The organism is Paenibacillus sp. FSL E2-0177 (genome assembly GCF_037992975.1).
GTDB classification, from domain to species: Bacteria; Bacillota; Bacilli; order Paenibacillales; family Paenibacillaceae; genus Paenibacillus_AQ; species Paenibacillus_AQ odorifer.
Genome location: NZ_CP150307.1, coordinates 2717700 through 2737027 on the forward strand (window position 1 = coordinate 2717700; position 19328 = coordinate 2737027).

Annotated in this window: 15 protein-coding genes; 13 read left to right on the plus strand and 2 right to left on the minus strand. The window is 44.9% G+C overall.

From position 1 onward, the window contains the following. Positions 1-20 precede the first annotated feature (20 nt). Positions 21-1016 (minus strand): acryloyl-CoA reductase, encoded by a 996-nt coding sequence (locus MHI25_RS11995; protein WP_076187339.1) that lies wholly within the window; start codon positions 1014-1016, stop codon positions 21-23. A 139-nt stretch (positions 1017-1155) separates the two neighbouring features. Between MHI25_RS11995 and MHI25_RS12000 the strand changes: the two genes are divergently transcribed. From MHI25_RS12000 to MHI25_RS12030, 7 genes are all read left to right on the plus strand, one after another. Continuing rightward, a complete protein-coding gene (locus tag MHI25_RS12000) occupies positions 1156-1731 on the plus strand; it encodes a hypothetical protein (protein WP_076303027.1) in 576 nt (191 codons plus the stop codon). Between the two features lie 323 nt (positions 1732-2054). Further along, entirely contained in the window at positions 2055-3473 is a 1419-nt protein-coding gene (locus MHI25_RS12005) for an NAD-dependent malic enzyme (RefSeq protein ID WP_076130640.1), read from the plus strand. Positions 3474-3589: 116 nt separating this feature from the next. Further along, entirely contained in the window at positions 3590-4123 is a 534-nt protein-coding gene (locus MHI25_RS12010; protein ID WP_340395465.1) for an AAA family ATPase, read from the plus strand. Positions 4124-4202: 79 nt separating this feature from the next. Continuing rightward, on the plus strand, positions 4203-4337 hold the full coding sequence (locus MHI25_RS12015; RefSeq protein ID WP_303047238.1) for a hypothetical protein: 135 nt from the start codon (positions 4203-4205) through the stop codon (positions 4335-4337). A gap of 124 nt (positions 4338-4461) precedes the next feature. Beyond that, positions 4462-4905: a GNAT family N-acetyltransferase gene (locus tag MHI25_RS12020; protein WP_340395466.1), complete on the plus strand. Its 444-nt coding sequence runs from the start codon at positions 4462-4464 to the stop codon at positions 4903-4905. A 31-nt stretch (positions 4906-4936) separates the two neighbouring features. Then, positions 4937-5428 carry a DinB family protein gene (locus MHI25_RS12025; RefSeq protein WP_339191174.1) on the plus strand — a complete coding sequence of 164 codons (492 nt, stop codon included), beginning with the start codon at positions 4937-4939 and terminating at the stop codon, positions 5426-5428. A gap of 88 nt (positions 5429-5516) precedes the next feature. Continuing rightward, entirely contained in the window at positions 5517-7508 is a 1992-nt protein-coding gene (locus MHI25_RS12030) for a CotH kinase family protein (protein WP_340395467.1), read from the plus strand. Between the two features lie 68 nt (positions 7509-7576). Here MHI25_RS12030 and MHI25_RS12035 read toward each other — a convergent pair whose 3' ends face one another. Further along, complete coding sequence (locus MHI25_RS12035; RefSeq protein WP_340395468.1) at positions 7577-9268, minus strand: ABC transporter substrate-binding protein; 1692 nt, start codon at positions 9266-9268, stop codon at positions 7577-7579. A 112-nt stretch (positions 9269-9380) separates the two neighbouring features. Between MHI25_RS12035 and MHI25_RS12040 the strand changes: the two genes are divergently transcribed. The 6 genes from MHI25_RS12040 to cysK all read left to right on the plus strand — a co-directional run bounded on the left by MHI25_RS12040 (position 9381) and on the right by cysK (position 19321). Continuing rightward, complete coding sequence (locus MHI25_RS12040) at positions 9381-10892, plus strand: DUF4173 domain-containing protein (RefSeq protein ID WP_340395469.1); 1512 nt, start codon at positions 9381-9383, stop codon at positions 10890-10892. 24 nt (positions 10893-10916) lie between these two features. Beyond that, complete coding sequence (locus tag MHI25_RS12045; RefSeq protein WP_076130648.1) at positions 10917-11441, plus strand: hypothetical protein; 525 nt, start codon at positions 10917-10919, stop codon at positions 11439-11441. Positions 11442-11535: 94 nt separating this feature from the next. After that, positions 11536-12234 carry a cyclic nucleotide-binding domain-containing protein gene (locus tag MHI25_RS12050; protein WP_036683474.1) on the plus strand — a complete coding sequence of 233 codons (699 nt, stop codon included), beginning with the start codon at positions 11536-11538 and terminating at the stop codon, positions 12232-12234. 161 nt (positions 12235-12395) lie between these two features. Then, complete coding sequence (locus MHI25_RS12055; RefSeq protein ID WP_340395470.1) at positions 12396-14090, plus strand: methyl-accepting chemotaxis protein; 1695 nt, start codon at positions 12396-12398, stop codon at positions 14088-14090. Positions 14091-14356: 266 nt separating this feature from the next. Beyond that, positions 14357-18253 carry a discoidin domain-containing protein gene (locus MHI25_RS12060; RefSeq protein ID WP_340395471.1) on the plus strand — a complete coding sequence of 1299 codons (3897 nt, stop codon included), beginning with the start codon at positions 14357-14359 and terminating at the stop codon, positions 18251-18253. A gap of 147 nt (positions 18254-18400) precedes the next feature. Continuing rightward, the gene (cysK, locus tag MHI25_RS12065) at positions 18401-19321 is read left to right on the plus strand and encodes a cysteine synthase A (RefSeq protein ID WP_340395472.1); all 921 of its coding nucleotides are present in this window, start codon (positions 18401-18403) and stop codon (positions 19319-19321) included. Positions 19322-19328 lie beyond the last annotated feature (7 nt).

Consider the following 19328-nt stretch of genomic DNA (forward strand, 5'->3'; position numbering starts at 1 on the left):
GGGAGGTTTCGTTGTTAAACCTAGGATAAACGGACAAGTACTCTTCCTCTAAGGTTTCCTTGTAGAATATCTTCCAATGCTTGCGGTAGCTCGGTTAACGTGACTTCACGATCCACGAGGTTCTCCAGCTGACTTGGCTTCAGATCGCTCGCCATCCGTTTCCAAGCCTTCTGGCGAAGGTCTGCAGGACATTCAACGGAATCTATGCCGAGAAGGTTAACACCCCGAAGAATGAACGGAAGTACTGTAGTTGGAACTGAAGTGCCTCCGGTTAAGCCACTTGCAGCTACAGAACCTCTGTAGGTGATTTTACTCAAAACTGCGGCAAGGGTGTCACCACCCACCGAATCTACTGCGCCTTGCCATAATTGTTTGTCCAAGGGTTTGCTGGCGCCGCCAATGACCTCTTCACGTGAAATCACGTCTTCGGCTCCTATACCTCTAAGGTAATCGGTAGCTTCGGCGTTACCTGTGCTTGCCACTACGCTATACCCTTTTGCGCCAAGCATGGCAATAGCAGATCCACCTACACCGCCGGTAGCGCCTGTTACAAGTACTTTGCCTTTGTCCGGGGAAACGTCATGATCTTCCAGGGCCAGTATGGATAAGGCGGCTGTCAGTCCTGCAGTACCGTAGATCATAGCTTCTTTAAGCGTCAGGCCTTCGGGAAGAGGAGTGATCCAACCTGCGGGAATACGAGCGTATTCGCTAAAGCCACCAAAGTGTGATACGCCAACACCATATCCTGTCGCAATGACTTGCTGCCCTTTATGAAACCGTTCGTCTGTGGAAGATACCACAATACCGGATAAATCTATCCCTGGAATAAAGGGATATGTTCTTAGAATTTTACCGTTTGGAATACTGGCTAAACCGTCTTTATAGTTTACACTGGAGTAAGCAACCTTAATTACAACCTCTCCAGCTGGCAGATCCTCTAGGGTAACCGGTTTAACAGCTACGGAGAAGGATGATTCTGTTTTGTCGACAACTAACGCTTGAAATGATTCTGTCATAAGTGTGAGCTCCTTCAACTACGTTATAGGTAAGACATGTATATAATATTTATTCTGCCCGGTCAACTAGTGATTGTCTATGATATAGCGCAATTGTTTATTAAGGTTCCGTTAAATCACGTGATAGAGGGTGAAGCTTATGAAATGGAAAAATTTAAGGGTTACAGTCTTAGTGGGTATCACATTAGTCTCACTTGGTTTTAATGGATATTCTTTTTATAACAAGCCACCAAAAGAGACTAACCCAACTACCAAGGAGCTAGTTCAAACTATAGGTGAGATTTCAATCCAATCTAACTCTGAGAGCGGAGTGCAGGGTGAGAGTGTGGAGGAACTGAAAAAAATTATTTATAAGTTACCGCAAGTGGAGAAAAAATTAGCTTTTATAAAGGGCGTTATCACAGAAGGGAATACGGTTTATCTGGATCTGGATGAGGTGGAATGGTTCGGTGGAGAGGCGGCAGAAATTGCAGCTAAAGAAGATGGTGTACTAGAACCCGAATCATTGCCTAATGGATTCTATATCCGAAACGCAAGCGAAGAAATTAAGCGGGTTAAGCTGGAGCCTGATGTAACTATAGCTGAACTAAACGGGGCGAGACATCAGCAAGTGGACTATACGAGTTTTATTAGCGAAGAGCTAATGGATAGATTATTCCATCTGACATTTGTAGAAGGTAAGGTTGTTTTGCTAGAAGAGCAGTACAGACCTTAGTGAAGGAGAACAACTAGAAAGGGCCAGTGGAGAAAAGAAATCGGCAGGATGCTCTACAACATGCAGAAAAGGTAATGAAGAGTAGAAGAGCTTACGGTTTGTTTATGCTTACATACACTTAAGATTATGATGAATTTTATTTTTATGGGAAAAATGGCTCTGTGCCCGTAGCTGTCATACCTGATGTATTTGGGTCGGGTGCGGATGGGAATACTGTAAGAAGAAAAATTTTTCGTTGATCTAGTTAATAGGCGGAAGATATGTTTAAATGGGAAAGTATAGTATTTTTTAAATAATAGGATTGAAGAAAGAGAGGCTAATTCATGTCGATTGCGACTACAATGATTATCAGGCTCGAAATTCGGAAATCGGTTGCATCTTTTGGCGATGTTGCTTCAGGAATTGCCGCAGCTGGCGGAGATATTGTTGCTATTGACGTGATACGTGCAGGGAAGGATGTCACTACCCGAGATATAACAGTGAATGTGCAAGACGCAGCTAATGGAGATATTATCTCAATATTATCGAAGATGCCGGGAATTAAAATAATCAACGTGTCGGATCGGACCTTTCTGGCTCATCTTGGCGGAAAAATCGAAATCACACCTAAAATGCCGATTAAAAATCGGGAGGATTTATCCTTAGTGTATACGCCGGGGGTAGCCCGGGTATGTACGGCGATTGCTGAAGATCCCAGAAAAGCTTATTCTCTGACGATGAAAAGAAATACAGTTGCAGTCGTTTCGGACGGCACTGCTGTGCTTGGACTAGGGGATATCGGGCCGGAAGCCGCTATGCCTGTCATGGAAGGTAAGGCGATGCTGTTTAAGCAATTGGCGAACATTGATGCTTTTCCGCTGTGCTTAAATACCAAAGATCCGGATGAAATTATCAATATCGTAAAAGCAGTTTCTCCTGGCTTTGGAGGGATAAACTTAGAGGATATAAGTTCGCCACGCTGCTTTGAAATCGAACGCCGGCTTGCGGAAGAGCTGGACATTCCGGTATTTCATGATGATCAGCATGGAACATCCGTGGTGGCTTTTGCAGGACTTTTGAATGCGCTTAAAGTTGTAAATAAATCTATTGAAAATGCACGGATTGTTGTTGTGGGTATTGGGGCGGCTGGGGTGTCCATATGTAATCTGCTGCTGGCAGCGGGCGCGCGTTATATTTATGCGGTTGATCGTGAAGGCGTTCTCAGAAAAGATCTCCAATATGATAATCCGGAATGGCAGAAGCTTGCTGCCGCAACCAATCCTGAGGGAATTGAGGGGGGAATAACGGAGGTTATACGAGGGGCAGATGTCTTTATTGGGGTGTCCCGTGGGGGAATTCTAACCGTGGATCATCTCAAAAGTATGGCCAGTGATAACATCGTTTTTGCGATGGCTAATCCTACACCGGAGATTGAACCGGATTTGGCAGAACCTTTTGTTCGTGTCCTAGCGACAGGCAGAAGTGATTATCCGAACCAGATCAACAATGTGTTATGTTTTCCGGGTATTTTCCGTGGCGCACTTGATTGCCGGGCTAGAACTGTGAATCTCGAAATGAAGCTGGCTGCGGCAAAAGCCATTGCATCGGTCGTTCATCCGGATGAACTCAATGAGCAATATATCATCCCAAGTATTTTTAACGAAAAAGTAGTTGAGCAGGTCCGCCTGGCAGTAATCCAAGCGGCTATATCCACGGATGCAGCACGCCGGATTCCTAAAGACGTAGCAGCTATAACGGAATAAGATCTTTACGATAAATGGACTGCTTTGCTTCATTAGAGAGCAGTCTATTTGTTTTTATATTTGGAGGAAAATTGCCCGAATTGCAACTTTAAATCCACTTAAAGGTGGGGGAATGTATGAGAAGAATTCATATTATGGGAGCCTCAGGCGTAGGAACGAGTACACTAGGTTACGAATTAGCTAAAGTGTTGCCACATGTACAGTTAGACAGTGACGACTATTTTTGGGAGCATAAATTCACTAAGCAGCGTGAGGTCAATGCGCGATTAGCGAAACTTACAAGCGATTTGACCCATAAGAAGCCTTGGATTTTAAGCGGTGCGGTATGTGGCTGGGGAGATGGCCTTCGACCATTATTCGATTTGGTTATTTTTCTAGGACTTCCACCGGAAATTCGTTTAGATAGATTAAGAGCCAGAGAGTACGAGAGATATGGTGATCATATTTTGCCTGGAGGAAGTAAATACGAAGCATATCTGACCTTTATGGAGTGGGCGGCATTATATGATGTTGCTGGAGTTGAAGTCAGGAGCAAAGTGCTGCATGAGGAATGGATGTCCGCACTGGAATGTCCTATTTTACGAATAGAGGAAGATTTATCGGTTGGAGAGCGCGTTGAGATCGTGCTGAGATATTTACAAATGGTATAGGAGGAACTTTTGGTCGGCGGAATATATTCAACAGGCTACAGAAGAAGTCAGCAATAATATTGAGGGAGTCAAAGGTGAGTTGAAGTCCGTACATTCTGGGATTGGTGCGTTTGAGCGAGAGGATTCTATCATCAAAGTGGTAGTAGAGTGGAATGGACAGAAAGACGAATTCGAGTTGAAGGAAGTTTGGAATTATGGGCATTACTCTTTATGAAGGTGTTGGCGCAGCAGTTGGTCCAAAGAGGTTATAATGGAAAGCGAATATCTCATCCACGGAATGGTGGACTGTATGTGTATGAGTAGGGCTGTTAATTTAAAAGAAAGCAGGATGAACAATCATGGTTGTTATTAAAGAAATAGAAATGGAATCCCTTTCTGAACTGGGGAATTTATATCAAGAGCTGATGAATAAACCGTCTGACCTTAATAAGCTTGAAGAAGTATTTAAAGTGGTCAAGGCGGATAACCGCTACATTCTATTGGGTGCTTTTGTAGAGGGTGAGTTACTAGGGTCTTTGATGGGCATCGTGTGTCAGGACTTAGTGGGGGACTGCAAACCGTTTATGGTGATTGAGAATGTGGTGGTTTCAGTGCGGGCACGCCGTCAAGGCGTTGGCAAAAAACTTATGAACGCCATTGAACAAGCGGCCCGGGAAAGAGACTGCTATTATATCATTTTAGTCTCCGGTGAGCAGCGGAAGGAAGCGCATGTGTTCTATGAATCGTTAGGTTATAGAGATGAAAAGGTGGAGGGATACCGAAAACATTTAAGCTCCCATTAAAAAGCACACAACTTTCTAGGAGGTTTTTAACCTGCATACATTTTTTAATTATAACTGGATGGTCCGTGAACAATGGTATGAGTGGTGTGGAGATATTTCTGAGGAGGAGCTGCTCGCAACACGTATAGGTGGTGTAGGCAGTATTCTTAAGACGCTTTTTCACATTGTTGATGTGGAGTGGAGCTGGATTCAAGTATTGCAAGGAAAGCCGGATTTCCAAGAGGATTTTGAGCAGTACAAGACTTTGCAGCAAGTAAGAGAATTGGATGCAAAATTCCACACAGAGGTGGAACCCTTTGTAACGGCTTGGCATGAGGGTCTGGAACAGAGGGTTTTAGAGGATCACCTTCCGGATGGCAGGATCGTGACCGATGCCTGGGGTGAGGTAATGCGCCATGTGATTGCTCATGAGATTCATCATGTCGGGCAATTATCGGTCTGGGCTAGAGAGATCGGAAAACCGCCGGTTTCAGCTAATCTGATTGGCAAAGGGCTGATAAACAGCCTACCTGGCAAAGCATAGACAAGCTATTCAGCGTATATTCAGATTCATATTTTACAATCTCCTTGAACTGCGAAAACATAAATCTGTACTTCAAGGAGGATTACACATGGTGAAGAAGAAAAATTTGCTGAGAAAGTTCATGGCAGCTACACTAAGTCTTGCTATCGTCTCAACGGCGTTTGGTGTTGCTGGAAACACGCCCGTAGTTAGTGCGGCGGATGCAGGTGTAACGAAAGCGTATGAATCCCTGTTCGCGGGTGACAGAATCATTGATGTTAAAGTAACGATTGATGATGCGGATTGGAAAAGTATATTAGCAAGTCCCCTCGAAAAAGAATACAAAAAAGTTAAGGTTGAAGTTGACGGGAATGTTGTTGAAAATGTTGGATTTTCTACTAAAGGGAATCTGACGTTAAAATCGGTAGCCAGTATGACAGACTCGGACAGATACAGCTTCCGGCTGAAATTTGATAAATATGATAAGAAGCAAACGTTACTTGGTCTTGATAAAATGGTACTGAACAATAATTTCTCGGACCCTTCGTATATTCGTGAATATTTACATTACGAAGCGCTTCGTTCTGTTGGTGTGGATGCACCTTTGACTGTGTTCACCAATCTGTATATCAACGGAGAATTATATGGTTTTTATGTAGGTGTGGAAGCAATAGATGACAGCTACTTAGAACGTACCTATGGAGAAAATTATGACGATGGTGTTCTGTATGATACAGAAGAAAAAAGTTATCTGCAGTACAAAGAAGGCAGTGACTACGAAACGATAACTTATGATACAGGTAAAGAAGATGATAAAGCTTCGTTAAAGAACTTCATCAAGGTGCTGAATGAGATGCCTGCCGGTGAGAAGGGTTCTATTGAAAGTGTGCTAGATGTGGATTCGGCACTGAAGTATATTGCCGCTAATGCTGTATTGGGTAACTATGACAGCTATAACGGGGATAAAGGTCATAATTATATGTTGTACGGGGATGCATCCGGTAAATTTAGTGTACTTCCATGGGATATGAACATGTCCTTTAACGGGTATTCTGGTGGCGGAGGCGGCAGAACAGGGACAACAGATACAACAGCTGCTGCGGGCACAACTTCTACTTCGGCAACAACCCTTGCAGCCAATACCAACGCAGTAACTGCATCAATTGATAATCCAACGCTTGGGATAAGTTTAGATCAGGTCCCAATGATTGCTAATCTGTTGGAAGTGCCTGAATATAAGACTAAATACCTGAAATATGTATCTGAGCTGGTTGATTATTTGGAAGGAATTCAGAGCAGAATTACTGAATTGGCTACCTTGATCAAACCTTACGTTCAAGCAGACCCAACCAAATTTTATACCATGGAACAATTTGAAAGTAATGTTACTTATTCAGCAACAGGTGAAATGGGTGGTAGTGGAGGAATGACTCCGCCAGCTGGGATGGAAGGCATGACTCCTCCTGAAGGGATGGAGGGCATGACACCTCCGGATGGAACGACACCGCCAGCACGTCCTGATAATACAGGGACTGCGACTGATGGCAATCCTACATCTCCAACAGGTAACGCTGGAGGCGGGGGACAAGGTATGGGGACAATGGCAGCAGGTTCGATTATGACCTTTGCGCTGAACAGACTTGCTAATCTGCAAGGCCAGCTAGGGCTTAACGTCACACCTCTTCCCTCTGTAACTACAACACCATCAACAACGAATCCGAACACGACGGGCACTAAGGGAATATCCGTACTTTTAAACGGAACAGCGGTCAGCTTTGCAGATCAGCTTCCTGTGAATAAGGATGGCCGGGTGCTGGTGCCAGTGAATGCAATCTTTAATGCTCTGGGTGCTACAGTAACCATGGATCAAACGACTAAGAAAATCACCGCAGTAAAAGACAATACAACGATCGTAATGGCCATTGGCAGCAAGACTGCTTACATCAATGGCAAAGCACTCACACTCGACGTTCCTCCGCAAATTATCGGAAATCGGACACTGGTTCCGGTAAGATTTATTTCCGAGGGATTGAATATGGATGTGAAGTGGGATGCAGGGACTTCTACAGTTACAGCTACGACTAAAACAGCAGCTTTATAATTAGCTTTATCGCAAATGCGGAAATCCTGGGCAAGCTCTGGATTTCCGCATTTTTTATTTCAAGCAGATCAATTCGTGCTGCTAGAGAGCAGTGGCGGAAACCAGACATGACGAAGATCAACCCAACCCTGGCTATTGAAGCTAACTCCACGGACAGAAGGGAGATAAGCAGTCTGAGTAGGTTTTTCATACAAAATATGTAGGTGGTGCTCTTCAATCAGACGGTTCTCGATGATACTGAAACTTTCCGCTCGGGCCACCGGATTAGGTTCGCGCGCGATGGTATATAGCCAGCCTTCTATATCCGCCCGGGTATGCGGTTCAATATGCTGGGAGAGCGTGAGGTATAGATCAAATAAACGAAGTTGTTCATCCTCGTCACGGAATAATGAGAAAACAATCAGGTCAGATTCCAGCCGAATCGGACCTTTAAATTCCTCTGGAGACACGGAAATGACATTGCATTTATAACCTTGTTGCTCTAGTCTAGTGGCAATAAAATCAGCATCGCCAGCATATTGTGGAATCGTAGAGATTTGCAACGTGATTTCTTGATCTATTATCGCTTCTTGCTCGATGGACGCTGAATCGTCTTTTAAACAGGAGACTATTTTTGCCCGAAGCAGGGGATCGCTTAGCGGTCCCTTTTTTTGCGTATTGCAGGTGACGAATTTCCGAATGGAAGACTCCGAATGAATTCGGCTCCAGGTCGAAGAACTGGCGGATGAGGGATTCTGAATCACGTGAAAAGCAGAACCCGTATCAGAGGATGACGTTTCGGTATCCCACGGGACATAAAGGATTTCAACCCGATCTAAATGAGCCCGTCCTTGAAAATAATAAGGAAAAACCTCCAGCACACAAGTGTCCTCGGTCATATCCACAACCTTAAAGGGGCCAGTCCCCACGGGTCTACGGCCAAAGCTCTGCTCATCCATTCCTTCTAAATCACGCGGTACAATTGCGGCTCTGCTCGTACACAAAAATGGTAGAAATAGTTCATTAGGCTGCTTAAGCGTAATTTGAACGGTAGATGGATTTAATGCGGTGACCCGCTGGATTTCTTTGAAAATATAGCTATAGAGTGTCCGTTTAGAGGTTTGCATCAACCGTCCCAGGGAATAGACTACATCCTTGGCTGTCAGCACTTTTCCATGATGGAATAACACCTCTTTGCGTAGAAAAAAAGTCCAGAGCGTCCGGCTCTCATCGACTTCCCAGGCGTGAGCCAGACAGGGAACGATTTTGTCCTGTTCACCACTTCGTTTCACTAACCCGTCGAAAACATGGCTGGAAACAAATGACTCTGCCAGCAGATTCATATACAACGGATCGAAGGTATGGAGTTGCTGGGTAATAGGCAGCCGGAGAGTATCAATTTGCTTGTCACTACGAATTTCAGAATGATGCCCAAAATAGGTCAGCAGCCAACCCTGCAGTGTATCCTGCAGTGAGGTGGAGCTGGCATGGGTTTTGATACCTTCTATAGCGTTGTGGACATCTTTGCGGCTAATCGCCTGCATCATGGATTGAAGGGCAATTTCTTCGGAGGGAACAAGAAATTGCAGCAAAGAGCGGCTTCCCCGCCCACGCTTAGGCGTCCATTTGATCCATTCCTGCAACATCATTTTATTCACAATATGCAGGGCATTGCGGTGTGTACAGCCGAAAATCAATGCCAACTCATCCATCGTCACTGAGATTTCTGTGGCTCCCCCAAAATGAGATTGCAGCTTTAAAAATTGGCTATGCAGCTTCATTGTTTTGGTTCCTTTCGGAAAATAGGAAATTATAAATAAATTCTTTCTCTTTTTTTTCTTATTTTATCACGTAAAATAAGGATGAGAAAGTAAGAAAATGGGGGTAATTACCATGACCGAGGAAATGGAAACGGGAACGGGACTTAGGCTTAATCGATCACTTGCTGCTTTGCTTGCCGCGTTCTTACTGGCAATAGTTCATCAGTATTTATTTTATGGAAAGCTGGCGGGCCTATCGTATCCAATCTTTGTATGTCTGTTCTATGCGTTCATGCTTTATTATGCCAAGGCTAAAATCCGCAAGCTTAGCAAATTCAGTTACTTCTGGTTTGGAGCGATTTTTCTACTTTCATTAACCTATTTATTCTTTCATAATTTTTTCTTCTTTGGGCTGAACCTGCTGGTGATCCCGGTGTTGATTTTATTACATATGACTTATTTGCTTAGTGATAAACGGCCGGCTTGGAGCCGGCTTGGATTAGTGGGGAACACGCTGGAGCATGTGCTTCCACAGAATTTCCGCCATTGGAGCACTGTGTTTACGATCATTAAAAGGACTGGCGGCAGTAAAATGAAGGACGAGCGTAAGCAGGTTATGGGGAAAGTGCTGATAGGACTTGCGATCTCTTTTCCAATATTGCTGGTTGTGGTTACTCTGCTGTCCTCAGCGGACGGAGTGTTTCATCATGTACTGCTGGCGCTGCCGAATGTGCTGGATCAGATTTCATTTGGGGAAGGTTTTGTGCGGGTGCTGTGGATTATCCTACTGGGCATGGGCTTGTTCGGCTTAGTGTGGGGGTATGTGGATTCGAAAATCTATGACTGGAATATGCAGCCTAAGGAATATGGTCCAGTGCTGGCGCCTGTAAGCTTTAAAATGGATCCGATAATTATGACGACGATTCTTATAGCCATTAACACGGTATATGTATTGTTTGTTTTCGTACAGTTTTCTTACTTGTTTGGAGCATGGGAAGGGATTTTACCAGAGGGCAGCTCATATGCTGATTACGCACGTAGTGGATTTTTTGAGCTGATTATGGTGGCTGCGATTAATTTCGTGATTTTGCTGCTGGCTTTGGTGTCGGAAGGAAAAAGAAGTGGAGGGCTGCAAAAATTTATTAATGTTCTGCTCTACATTCTGGTTGGTTGCTCGACAGTTATGCTATATTCCGCCTATACCCGTCTGACTCTTTATGAAGAGGTGTATGGCTATACCACGACTCGGTTTTTAGTGCATGCATTTATGATATTTATGGGCTTATTGTTGGTGGTTGCAGCCTTACGGATAGCTGTTCAGCGTGTGCCATTGGCGAAATGTTATATTGTGCTGGGCTTGATCTCCTACGTCGTCATGAACTATATCGGGATGGATGTTATTATCGCTAATAAAAATATGGATCGCTACGCAGCGAGTGGTAAATTGGACGCCAATTATTTGGTCCGTTTATCTCCGGAGGTCATCCCTTCTCTGATAAAGTTTAGTGAACAGGAAGATGGGATGCTGGATGATTTTTTAAAGAATGAATGGAGAGAACTCAATAAGCGTGAGCAGGCATGGCAGTCGTTTAATTTCCCGCAATATCTGGCGCAGCGTGAGCTGGCTGAATATTTTGCACAGTAAAGGTAAGAAGAAGGTGTGAGGTCAGTGAGGAAGAAGCCATTTAAAAGAGGCTGGTCATTTATCATCATTTTTATTACGGTAGGTTTAAGTTACGGGATCTATCATATCTATTTATACAATGCGCCCAAACAAAATCATTACTCGCGTGTTTCCAGCACCCATCTTGAACAGGAAAGTCTGGGCGGCATTCAGCTGCTTCAAAGCCTTGATTCAATCGCTAGGGAACCTAAGCCAAATAATGATATAGAGCGGTATCAGTATTACGATCTGGGTCACGAGACAACAATAGCCACAGCACGTGGTGATGATAAGATCATTCTAATCAGCGTCTATTCCGATCATACGATGAGTACGGCAAGAGATATTCATATTGGAGCTTCAGCAGACGAAGTGATCAAGGCTTATGGCACTTCTTATTATAAAAGAGGGGAGCAAGGGGCTGAGATTATCGGATACGTGGATAAAATCAACCATCGGAGTATTGAATTTTGGCTGCAGGATCAGAAGGTAGATATGATTCGTTATTGTGTGGATTCTGTTGTAATGTAAAGTGTCATAGGAAAACCTTATTAAAAAGGACATATGTCCTTTTTTTGTGGGGTATTCTAAATTACACTGGAGCAAACAATAGAGGGGGCACTACATGCAGACGATAAATGACCGTGAGGCTGTCCGTGCCTTGGCAGTGAAGAACGGTCTGGACGGAATATTTAGCCCGCTGGTAACGCATAAAATGGAGTTGAGACGTTACGCGGATGAAGAAAAGCTGTGTTTGGTTGGCGATCAATTGGATGGGATGTTCATATTGGTTGAGGGCAAGCTCAAAATTCAGACCTTGCTGCCAAATGGCAAATCTATGCTGGTGCGGTTTACAAATCCGATATCTGTGATTGGGGATGTAGAGCTCCTTCACCGGTTCCCTGTTAAGAATCAAGTGGAGTCTGTGGGTGAGAGCTTGATTCTTTTTGCAGGGAGAAGACTACTCCTGAGAGAGCTTGAGGAAAATACAGCGTTGTTACGTTTTCTCGTCGGAGAACTTAGTCACAAATTGCATACGCTCGGTCAAGCCTCCGCACTTAACCTGTTGTATCCTGTGGAGAATCGATTTGCCAGTTATTTAATGTCTTTGTTCGCAGATAAAAACGGTGACCGGCGAGTGGAGGAGATTCGGACCTCAAGTCTTATTGAGACAGCAGAATTGCTTGGCACAAGCTATCGGCATCTTAATCGAATCGTACGTCGTTTTATTGATGAAGGAATCATTACACGAAATCGTGGACGCTTAAGCGTACTGGATGAATCGAAGCTGGCAGAGCTGGCTAACGGAAATTTATACGAATAAAAAGATCTCAAAAGACCATTAGTTCCTGCCCTCGGCCGGAAATAGGGGTCTTTTTGTTTTTTTAAGCAAACATTCAGTTCAAATTCAGAGAGGCTTAAGGGAGAGCTAGTAGGATAAAAGTACCAAATAGACCTACATACATATAGAGATGAGGAAAACCGATGGTGAAAAGTATCCGTGGGAAAATAGTCTTAGGATTTACTGCTGTGATCATAGTCTTTCTAGTGGCGATAGCCGGAAACACATTGTTTCAGGGGAAGGTTACCCAATTGACAGATCAGGTTAATCGTAACTGGGACAAGCTGTCACTTGTTCAAGGCTTAACGGATAAGATTCGTACCGCAGATGAGCTGGGTGCTCGTTATGTGATGAGTAACACAGATGATGAGCGGAATTCCTATCTGGCGCAGTATGAAGAAATGCTCCCATTGATTGAAAATGCTATTACAGAGCTGGAGAATGCCCGATTAAGTGAAGCTGAGTTAAAGGGTGTAGCTGAGCTGAAGAGCAAATGGAATGATTATTTAATCGTTCTGAAGGAAGCTTTTGCCTTAGCTAAGGAAGGCAACTTCCCGGAAGCGCAGAAGAAATTCACGAACCTGTCATTAGACGCTATGATTGAATCTCAGATTGTGTTTCAGAACATGCTCATGGAGGAAATAGAGAATGGACAAAGCCTGGCAAATTCGCATCGTAATAACGCTTTGATTACTAGCTTTGGTGTGACCGGATTGTCGGTAGTGCTCGCGGTGATCCTTGCGCTGCTAATTTCTGGACGAATTATTAAACCGCTTCGTGATGTGAACACTCAGTTGAAGGAAATTGCAGATGGGGATGCCGATCTTACGCGCAAGTTAAGTGTTCGTTCTAAAGATGAGATTGGTGAACTGGCGTTTAACTTTAATAAAATGACAGATAATCTGGGCACGATGATTGAACAGGTGAAGTTATCAGCAAATAGTCTCGCGAGTTCCTCTACAAAGCTTAGGTCAGATAGTGGAGTGACGGCAGGCGCCACAGAACGAATATCGGATATTATGGGTGAAGTCGCTTCCGGAACAGCCAGACAGATGAATGATTTGCAGACCAATACAATTACAATCTCAGAAATATCACTAGGAATCGGCCAAATTGCTGCCAGTGTCCAGGACATTTCGGAAGCCTCCCATCGCTCTGCGGCATTTGCCATTACAGGAGATGAATCCCTTCAGGCCGCTGGGCAGCAAATGGAATCGATTAATCACTCCATACAATCTTTATCACAGCAAGTCCAAGGTTTTGTGAATCGATCTCAGGAGATTGGCAGTATTGTAGGAGTCATAAAAGGAATCGCTTCGCAGACGAATATGCTGGCCCTAAATGCGACGATTGAGGCAGCTCGTGCTGGTGAACAAGGTAGAGGTTTCGCTGTGGTTGCCGATCAGGTCCGTAAGCTGGCAGAGCAGTCCGCGGAATCCGCCAATCAAATTGCAGAAATGGCGACTGGGATCCAAAGTGAAGCAGATGATGCCATGAAGGTGATGATGAGCAGCATGCGTGAAGTAAAGGGAGGTACGGAGATTATCGAGGAAGCGGGACGTTCCTTCGGTGAGATTCGACTATCTATAGATTCACTCGCCGAACAGGTTCAGGAAGTATCTGGAGCCGTGGAGGAGATTACGGCGGCTGCGGATGAGATTGTAGAGTCAATTCGTAACGTTACGCAAATCTCGGAAACAACCGCTGCGAGTACTCAGCATGTGTCGGCAGCCTCACAAGAGCAAATGGCTTCGGTCGAACAAATTGCATCCTCTGCAAGTGAATTAAGTACAATGGCGCATGGACTGCAAGGGTTGGTAGCTAGATTTAATGTATAACATGAAGCGTCGGAGAGTTAAGGGGCAATATAGTCCCCTTGGCCTCTCTGGGGCTTTTTTTGTTGAACGTAATATCCCACATACAAAGCATAGAAATCGCCATCGACGGCCATCTACCTATAACTTATATTATTAGCGTTATTAGTTAGCTTGTATCCGTAATCCATCATTTCAAATGTAGGAGGCGAATGTCTATAAAACTACTGTTTTGAAAGCGCATCCTTTCTGCTGCATAGCTCCACAAAATTTTGGAAGGTGGTTATTCAATGATAGCAGCTTCTAAAAGATTTACAGGGAAGACGGCAGTACTATATTCTTTGATTGTTATATTATTTGTAGGTCAGTTAGGGTTATATCCTTCGGTGAGTTTAGCTGCGGGGAATTTAGCCCAAGGGAAGACTATTACTTCAAGCTCCTTCGGTGATGTATACGTAGCAGCCAATGCTAATGATGGCAGCCAAGGAACGTATTGGGAGAGCGCAAGCGGTGTTTTTCCGCAATGGATTAAAGTGGATTTAGGGGCAGCAAGCAGCGTGAATCAGGTTGTGCTAAAGCTGCCTACGAATTGGGAAACAAGAACTCAAACGTTAGCGGTGCAAGGAAGTACAGATGATGCAACTTACAATAACTTAGTAGATTCCGCCAATTATACATTTAATCCAACGAGTGATTCCAATACAGTGACCATCAGCTTTACAGCTGCGAATGTCAGATATGTTAAACTGAATTTCACATCCAATACAGTCTGGCCAGCAGCACAGTTAGCGGAATTTGAGGTTCATGGTAATACAACTACAACTCCATCCTCAGGATATGAAGCGGAGAATGCCGCATTATCCGGTGGTGCCAAGGTTAACATGGATCATACAGGTTATACAGGTACAGGATTTGTTGATGGTTACCTAAATCAAGGTGCTGCGACTGCATTTAGCGTTAATGTGGCTTCTGCTGGTAACTATGATGCTACATTAAGATTTTCAAATGCATCAGGCAGTACAAAAACCATTAGTGTTTATGTGAATGGAACTAAAATTAAGCAAACCTCACTTGCGAATCTGGCCAATTGGAATACTTGGTCAACAAAGATTGAGACGCTGGCTCTGAATGCTGGTGCTAACACGATTACTTATAAGTACGATGCAGGAGACACTGGAAATGTGAATCTAGATAATTTGAACGTCACTCCAGCTTCTGCGACAACACCTACGCCAACGCCGACGGCAACTCCGACACCAGCGGCAACACCTACCCCAACTCCGACGGTAACTCCGACACCGACAGTAACACCTACGCCAACACCGACACCAACTCCAACTCCAACTGTAACAACGACCCCGACACCAACAGTTACACCAACGTCTGGGGCGGGTTCCAATCTGGCTTTGAACAAAAGCATCAACGCTTCCTCTTCCGTCTTTACCTTTGTTCCTACAAATGCGAATGACGGTGATGTAACTACTTACTGGGAAGGAGCAGGAGGAGGTTATCCCAATACATTATCTGTAAACCTGGGTAGTAATGCCGATATTACATCCATTGTCCTCAAACTGAATCCATCATCGGCCTGGTCCACACGTACTCAGACTATTCAAGTGCTTGGGCATAATCAGAATACAACAGCCTTTACTAGTCTTGTGTCAGCAACCGTGTATACTTTTAATCCGGCAACTGGCAATACGGTCACTATTCCGGTAACGGCCACGGCTAGTGAAGTACAGTTGAAGATTACCACCAATACTGGTTCAACCGCTGGACAAATCGCTGAATTCCAAGTGATGGGTGCACCAGCTGCTAATCCGGATTTGGCGATAACCGGTCTTACATGGTCACCTTTAGCTCCAGTAGAGACCAATGCCATTACTTTAAATGCAACGGTAAAAAACCTTGGAACGTTAGCTTCCATAGCGACTAATGTGAATTTCTACTTGGGCAGCACACTTGTAGGCACTAGCCCAGTGGGGGCATTAGCGGCTGGCGCATCTACGAACGTCACTTTAAATATGGGCGCAAAGGATGCTGCTACCTATACTTTAACTGCAAAGGTTGACGAGAATAATACGGTTATTGAATTGAACGAAGGCAATAACAGCTTCACTAGCCCAAATTCTCTTATTATTGCTCCCGTATCCAGTTCTGATCTAGTAGCTTCCCCTGTTAGCTGGACACCAAGCAATCCAGCAGGCGGCAATGTGGTCAGCTTCTCGGTGGCAATCAAGAATCAAGGGACAGCAGCATCCGCAGGGGGTGCGCATAACATAACCTTGAAGGTTCTGGATGCTACTACGAATGCTGTACTCCAAACCTTAACTGGAACCTATAACGGCGTGATTGGCAGTGGAGTAACAGCGCCTCCTGTTAGTCTTGGCACTTGGACAGCAGCTAATGGCAAATATACTGTGAAGACGGAAATTGCCGTAGACACTAATGAGCTGCCAGTTAAACAGGCCAATAATATTCAAACACAGTCTCTTTTTGTAGGTCGTGGAGCCAATATGCCTTACGACATGTATGAGGCTGAGGAGGGTGTGATTGGTGGCGGGGCTGTGAAGCTTACTGCTAATCGGACCATTGGAGATCTTGCGGGTGAGGCTTCAGGCAGAAGAGCAGTCACACTGAATACTACAGGCAGTTATGTAGAATTCACTACTAAGGCTGACACTAATACACTGGTCACCCGCTTCTCCATTCCAGATTCGGCGAGTGGAGACGGTACGAATGCTACACTGAACATCTATGTGAACGGAGTTTATACCAAGGCGATTAATCTGACCTCTAAATATGCATGGCTGTACGGTTCAGAGATAAGTCCCGGCAATTCACCAAGCGCGGGTTCTCCGCGGCATATTTATGATGAAGCTAACATTATGTTCGACAGCACGATTCCGAAAGGTAGTACGATTCGACTGCAAAAGGATGTGGCAAATACCTCGCAGTATGCCATTGATTTCATCAGTTTGGAGCAGGTATCACCGATTGCCAATCCAGATCCGGCCAAATATACGGTCCCAGCCGGCTTTACACATCAGGATGTGCAAAATGCGCTAGATAAAGTACGCATGGATACGACCGGAAATCTCGTAGGTGTGTATTTGCCGGCCGGTTACTATCAGACCTCCAGTAAATTTCAGGTCTATGGAAAAGCAATGAAAATCATTGGTGCGGGCCCATGGTATACCAGATTTTACGCTCCAACGAATCAGGAGAATACGGATATCGGTTTCCGGGCAAGCGATACCGCTAACGGCTCTACTTTTGCGAATTTTGCTTACTTTGGGAACTACACATCACGTATTGATGGCCCGGGTAAAGTATTTGATTTCTCCAATGTGGCAAATATTACGATCGATAACATCTGGACCGAACATCAGGTGTGTATGTATTGGGGAGCTAATACGGATTACATGGTGATCAAAAACTCCCGTATCCGCAACACCTTCGCTGACGGCATCAATATGACGAATGGCAGCACGAATAATCTCGTGTCCAATATTGAGGCACGGGCAACAGGGGATGATAGCTTTGCATTGTTTTCGGCTATTGATTCCGGTGGTGCAGATATGAAGGATAATATTTATGAGAATCTCACTTCAATCTTGACCTGGCGGGCAGCAGGTGTAGCCGTCTATGGCGGATATGCCAATACCTTCCGCAACATTTATATTGCTGACACGCTTTGCTATTCTGGAATTACGATCAGCTCACTTGACTTCGGGTATCCAATGAACGGCTTTGGCGCTTCACCGACAACGAATTTTGAGAATATTTCCATTGTTCGTGCAGGTGGACATTTCTGGGGTGCACAGACCTTCCCGGCAATCTGGGTATTCTCAGCCTCTAAGGTATTCCAAGGCATTCGTGTCAGTGATGTGGATATCATTGATCCAACCTATCATGGCATCATGTTCCAGACCAACTATGTCGGCTCCACGCCGCAATTCCCAGTGACAGATACCCTCTTCACGAATGTCACAATTTCCGGTGCGCAAAAGAGTGGAGATGCTTTTGACAGCAAATCCGGAGTGGGCATCTGGGTAAATGAAGCGGCTGAGGCTGGGCAAGGTCCTGCCAGAGGGTCAGCCACCTTTAACAATCTGAAGATTACCAACACGGTAACGAATATTAAAAATAATACGTCTACTTTTACGATTAACGTTAATCCTTAAAAATAAATGCTGCCAGTACTGAACAGCCGTCTCCCGCTTTCGTGGGGGGCGGTTGTTTTCAGGTTGCAGAAACTAAGGTTCTGAATCGACAGGAGGTGCTGCTCACGTTACAATAATGGAAGGTACAGAAATGAAGGAGGCTCTAAAATGACATCCTTAGTGGTTAACAATATAACAGAGCTGATTGGGAATACACCGGTTGTAAGATTAAATCGGCTGACTAGCCCCCAAGATGCAGAAATTTACGTGAAGCTGGAGCTTTTTAATCCAAGTGGCAGTGTAAAAGACCGGGCAGCTTATAATCTAATCCTGCAAGCCGAGCTAGAAGGTTTGCTGAAGCCGGGCGGGACGATCATTGAGCCGACTAGTGGAAATACAGGGATAGGCTTAGCGATGAATGCCGCGGCAAAAGGGTATAAAGCGATTCTTGTCATGCCTGATAATATGACCAAGGAACGAATCAATATTCTAAAGGCTTATGGTGCGGATGTTGTGCTGACGCCCGCAGCAGAACGGATGCCGGGAGCTATAGCAAAAGCGATTGAACTGGGAAAAGAAGTGGAGAACAGTTTTATTCCGCAGCAATTCGAGAACAAAGCCAACCCGGATATTCACCGGACAACGACCGCTCTGGAAATCCTGGAGCAAATGGAAGGTAAGCTGGATGTGTTTGTTGCTTCATCAGGAACTGGGGGCACGATAACTGGAACCGGTGAGGTTTTGCGTGAGCATCTACCTGATATTCGGGTTCTTGTGGTTGAGCCGCAAGGCTCGCCCGTATTATCTGGAGGAAAGCCAGGACCACATAAGCTGGTAGGAACGAGTCCGGGCTTCGTACCTGCCATTTTGAATACACAGGTCTACGATGACATCGTTCAAGTTGCGGATGAAGCTGCCTTGGAGACGGTAAGAACGCTGGCTGCAAAAGAAGGAATTCTGCTGGGTCCATCCGGTGGTGCCACTGTATGGGCGGCGTTGCAGGAAGCACGTCGTCTTGGGGCTGGCAAACGCGTGCTTTGCATTGCACCTGACACAGGGGAACGGTATCTTAGTATGGGAATATTTTAGTTTCGTC

What these genes read in the sequence shown, in the direction of transcription:
- MHI25_RS11995 (WP_076187339.1), bottom strand. Translation starts at nt 1,016, where the DNA reads ATGACAGAATCATTTCAAGCGTTAGTTGTCGACAAAACAGAATCATCC.
- MHI25_RS12000 (WP_076303027.1), top strand. Translation starts at nt 1,156, where the DNA reads ATGAAATGGAAAAATTTAAGGGTTACAGTCTTAGTGGGTATCACATTA.
- MHI25_RS12005 (WP_076130640.1), top strand. Translation starts at nt 2,055, where the DNA reads ATGTCGATTGCGACTACAATGATTATCAGGCTCGAAATTCGGAAATCG.
- MHI25_RS12010 (WP_340395465.1), top strand. Translation starts at nt 3,590, where the DNA reads ATGAGAAGAATTCATATTATGGGAGCCTCAGGCGTAGGAACGAGTACA.
- MHI25_RS12020 (WP_340395466.1), top strand. Translation starts at nt 4,462, where the DNA reads ATGGTTGTTATTAAAGAAATAGAAATGGAATCCCTTTCTGAACTGGGG.
- MHI25_RS12030 (WP_340395467.1), top strand. Translation starts at nt 5,517, where the DNA reads ATGGTGAAGAAGAAAAATTTGCTGAGAAAGTTCATGGCAGCTACACTA.
- MHI25_RS12035 (WP_340395468.1), bottom strand. Translation starts at nt 9,268, where the DNA reads ATGAAGCTGCATAGCCAATTTTTAAAGCTGCAATCTCATTTTGGGGGA.
- MHI25_RS12040 (WP_340395469.1), top strand. Translation starts at nt 9,381, where the DNA reads ATGACCGAGGAAATGGAAACGGGAACGGGACTTAGGCTTAATCGATCA.
- MHI25_RS12050 (WP_036683474.1), top strand. Translation starts at nt 11,536, where the DNA reads ATGCAGACGATAAATGACCGTGAGGCTGTCCGTGCCTTGGCAGTGAAG.
- MHI25_RS12055 (WP_340395470.1), top strand. Translation starts at nt 12,396, where the DNA reads ATGGTGAAAAGTATCCGTGGGAAAATAGTCTTAGGATTTACTGCTGTG.
- MHI25_RS12060 (WP_340395471.1), top strand. Translation starts at nt 14,357, where the DNA reads ATGATAGCAGCTTCTAAAAGATTTACAGGGAAGACGGCAGTACTATAT.
- cysK (WP_340395472.1), top strand. Translation starts at nt 18,401, where the DNA reads ATGACATCCTTAGTGGTTAACAATATAACAGAGCTGATTGGGAATACA.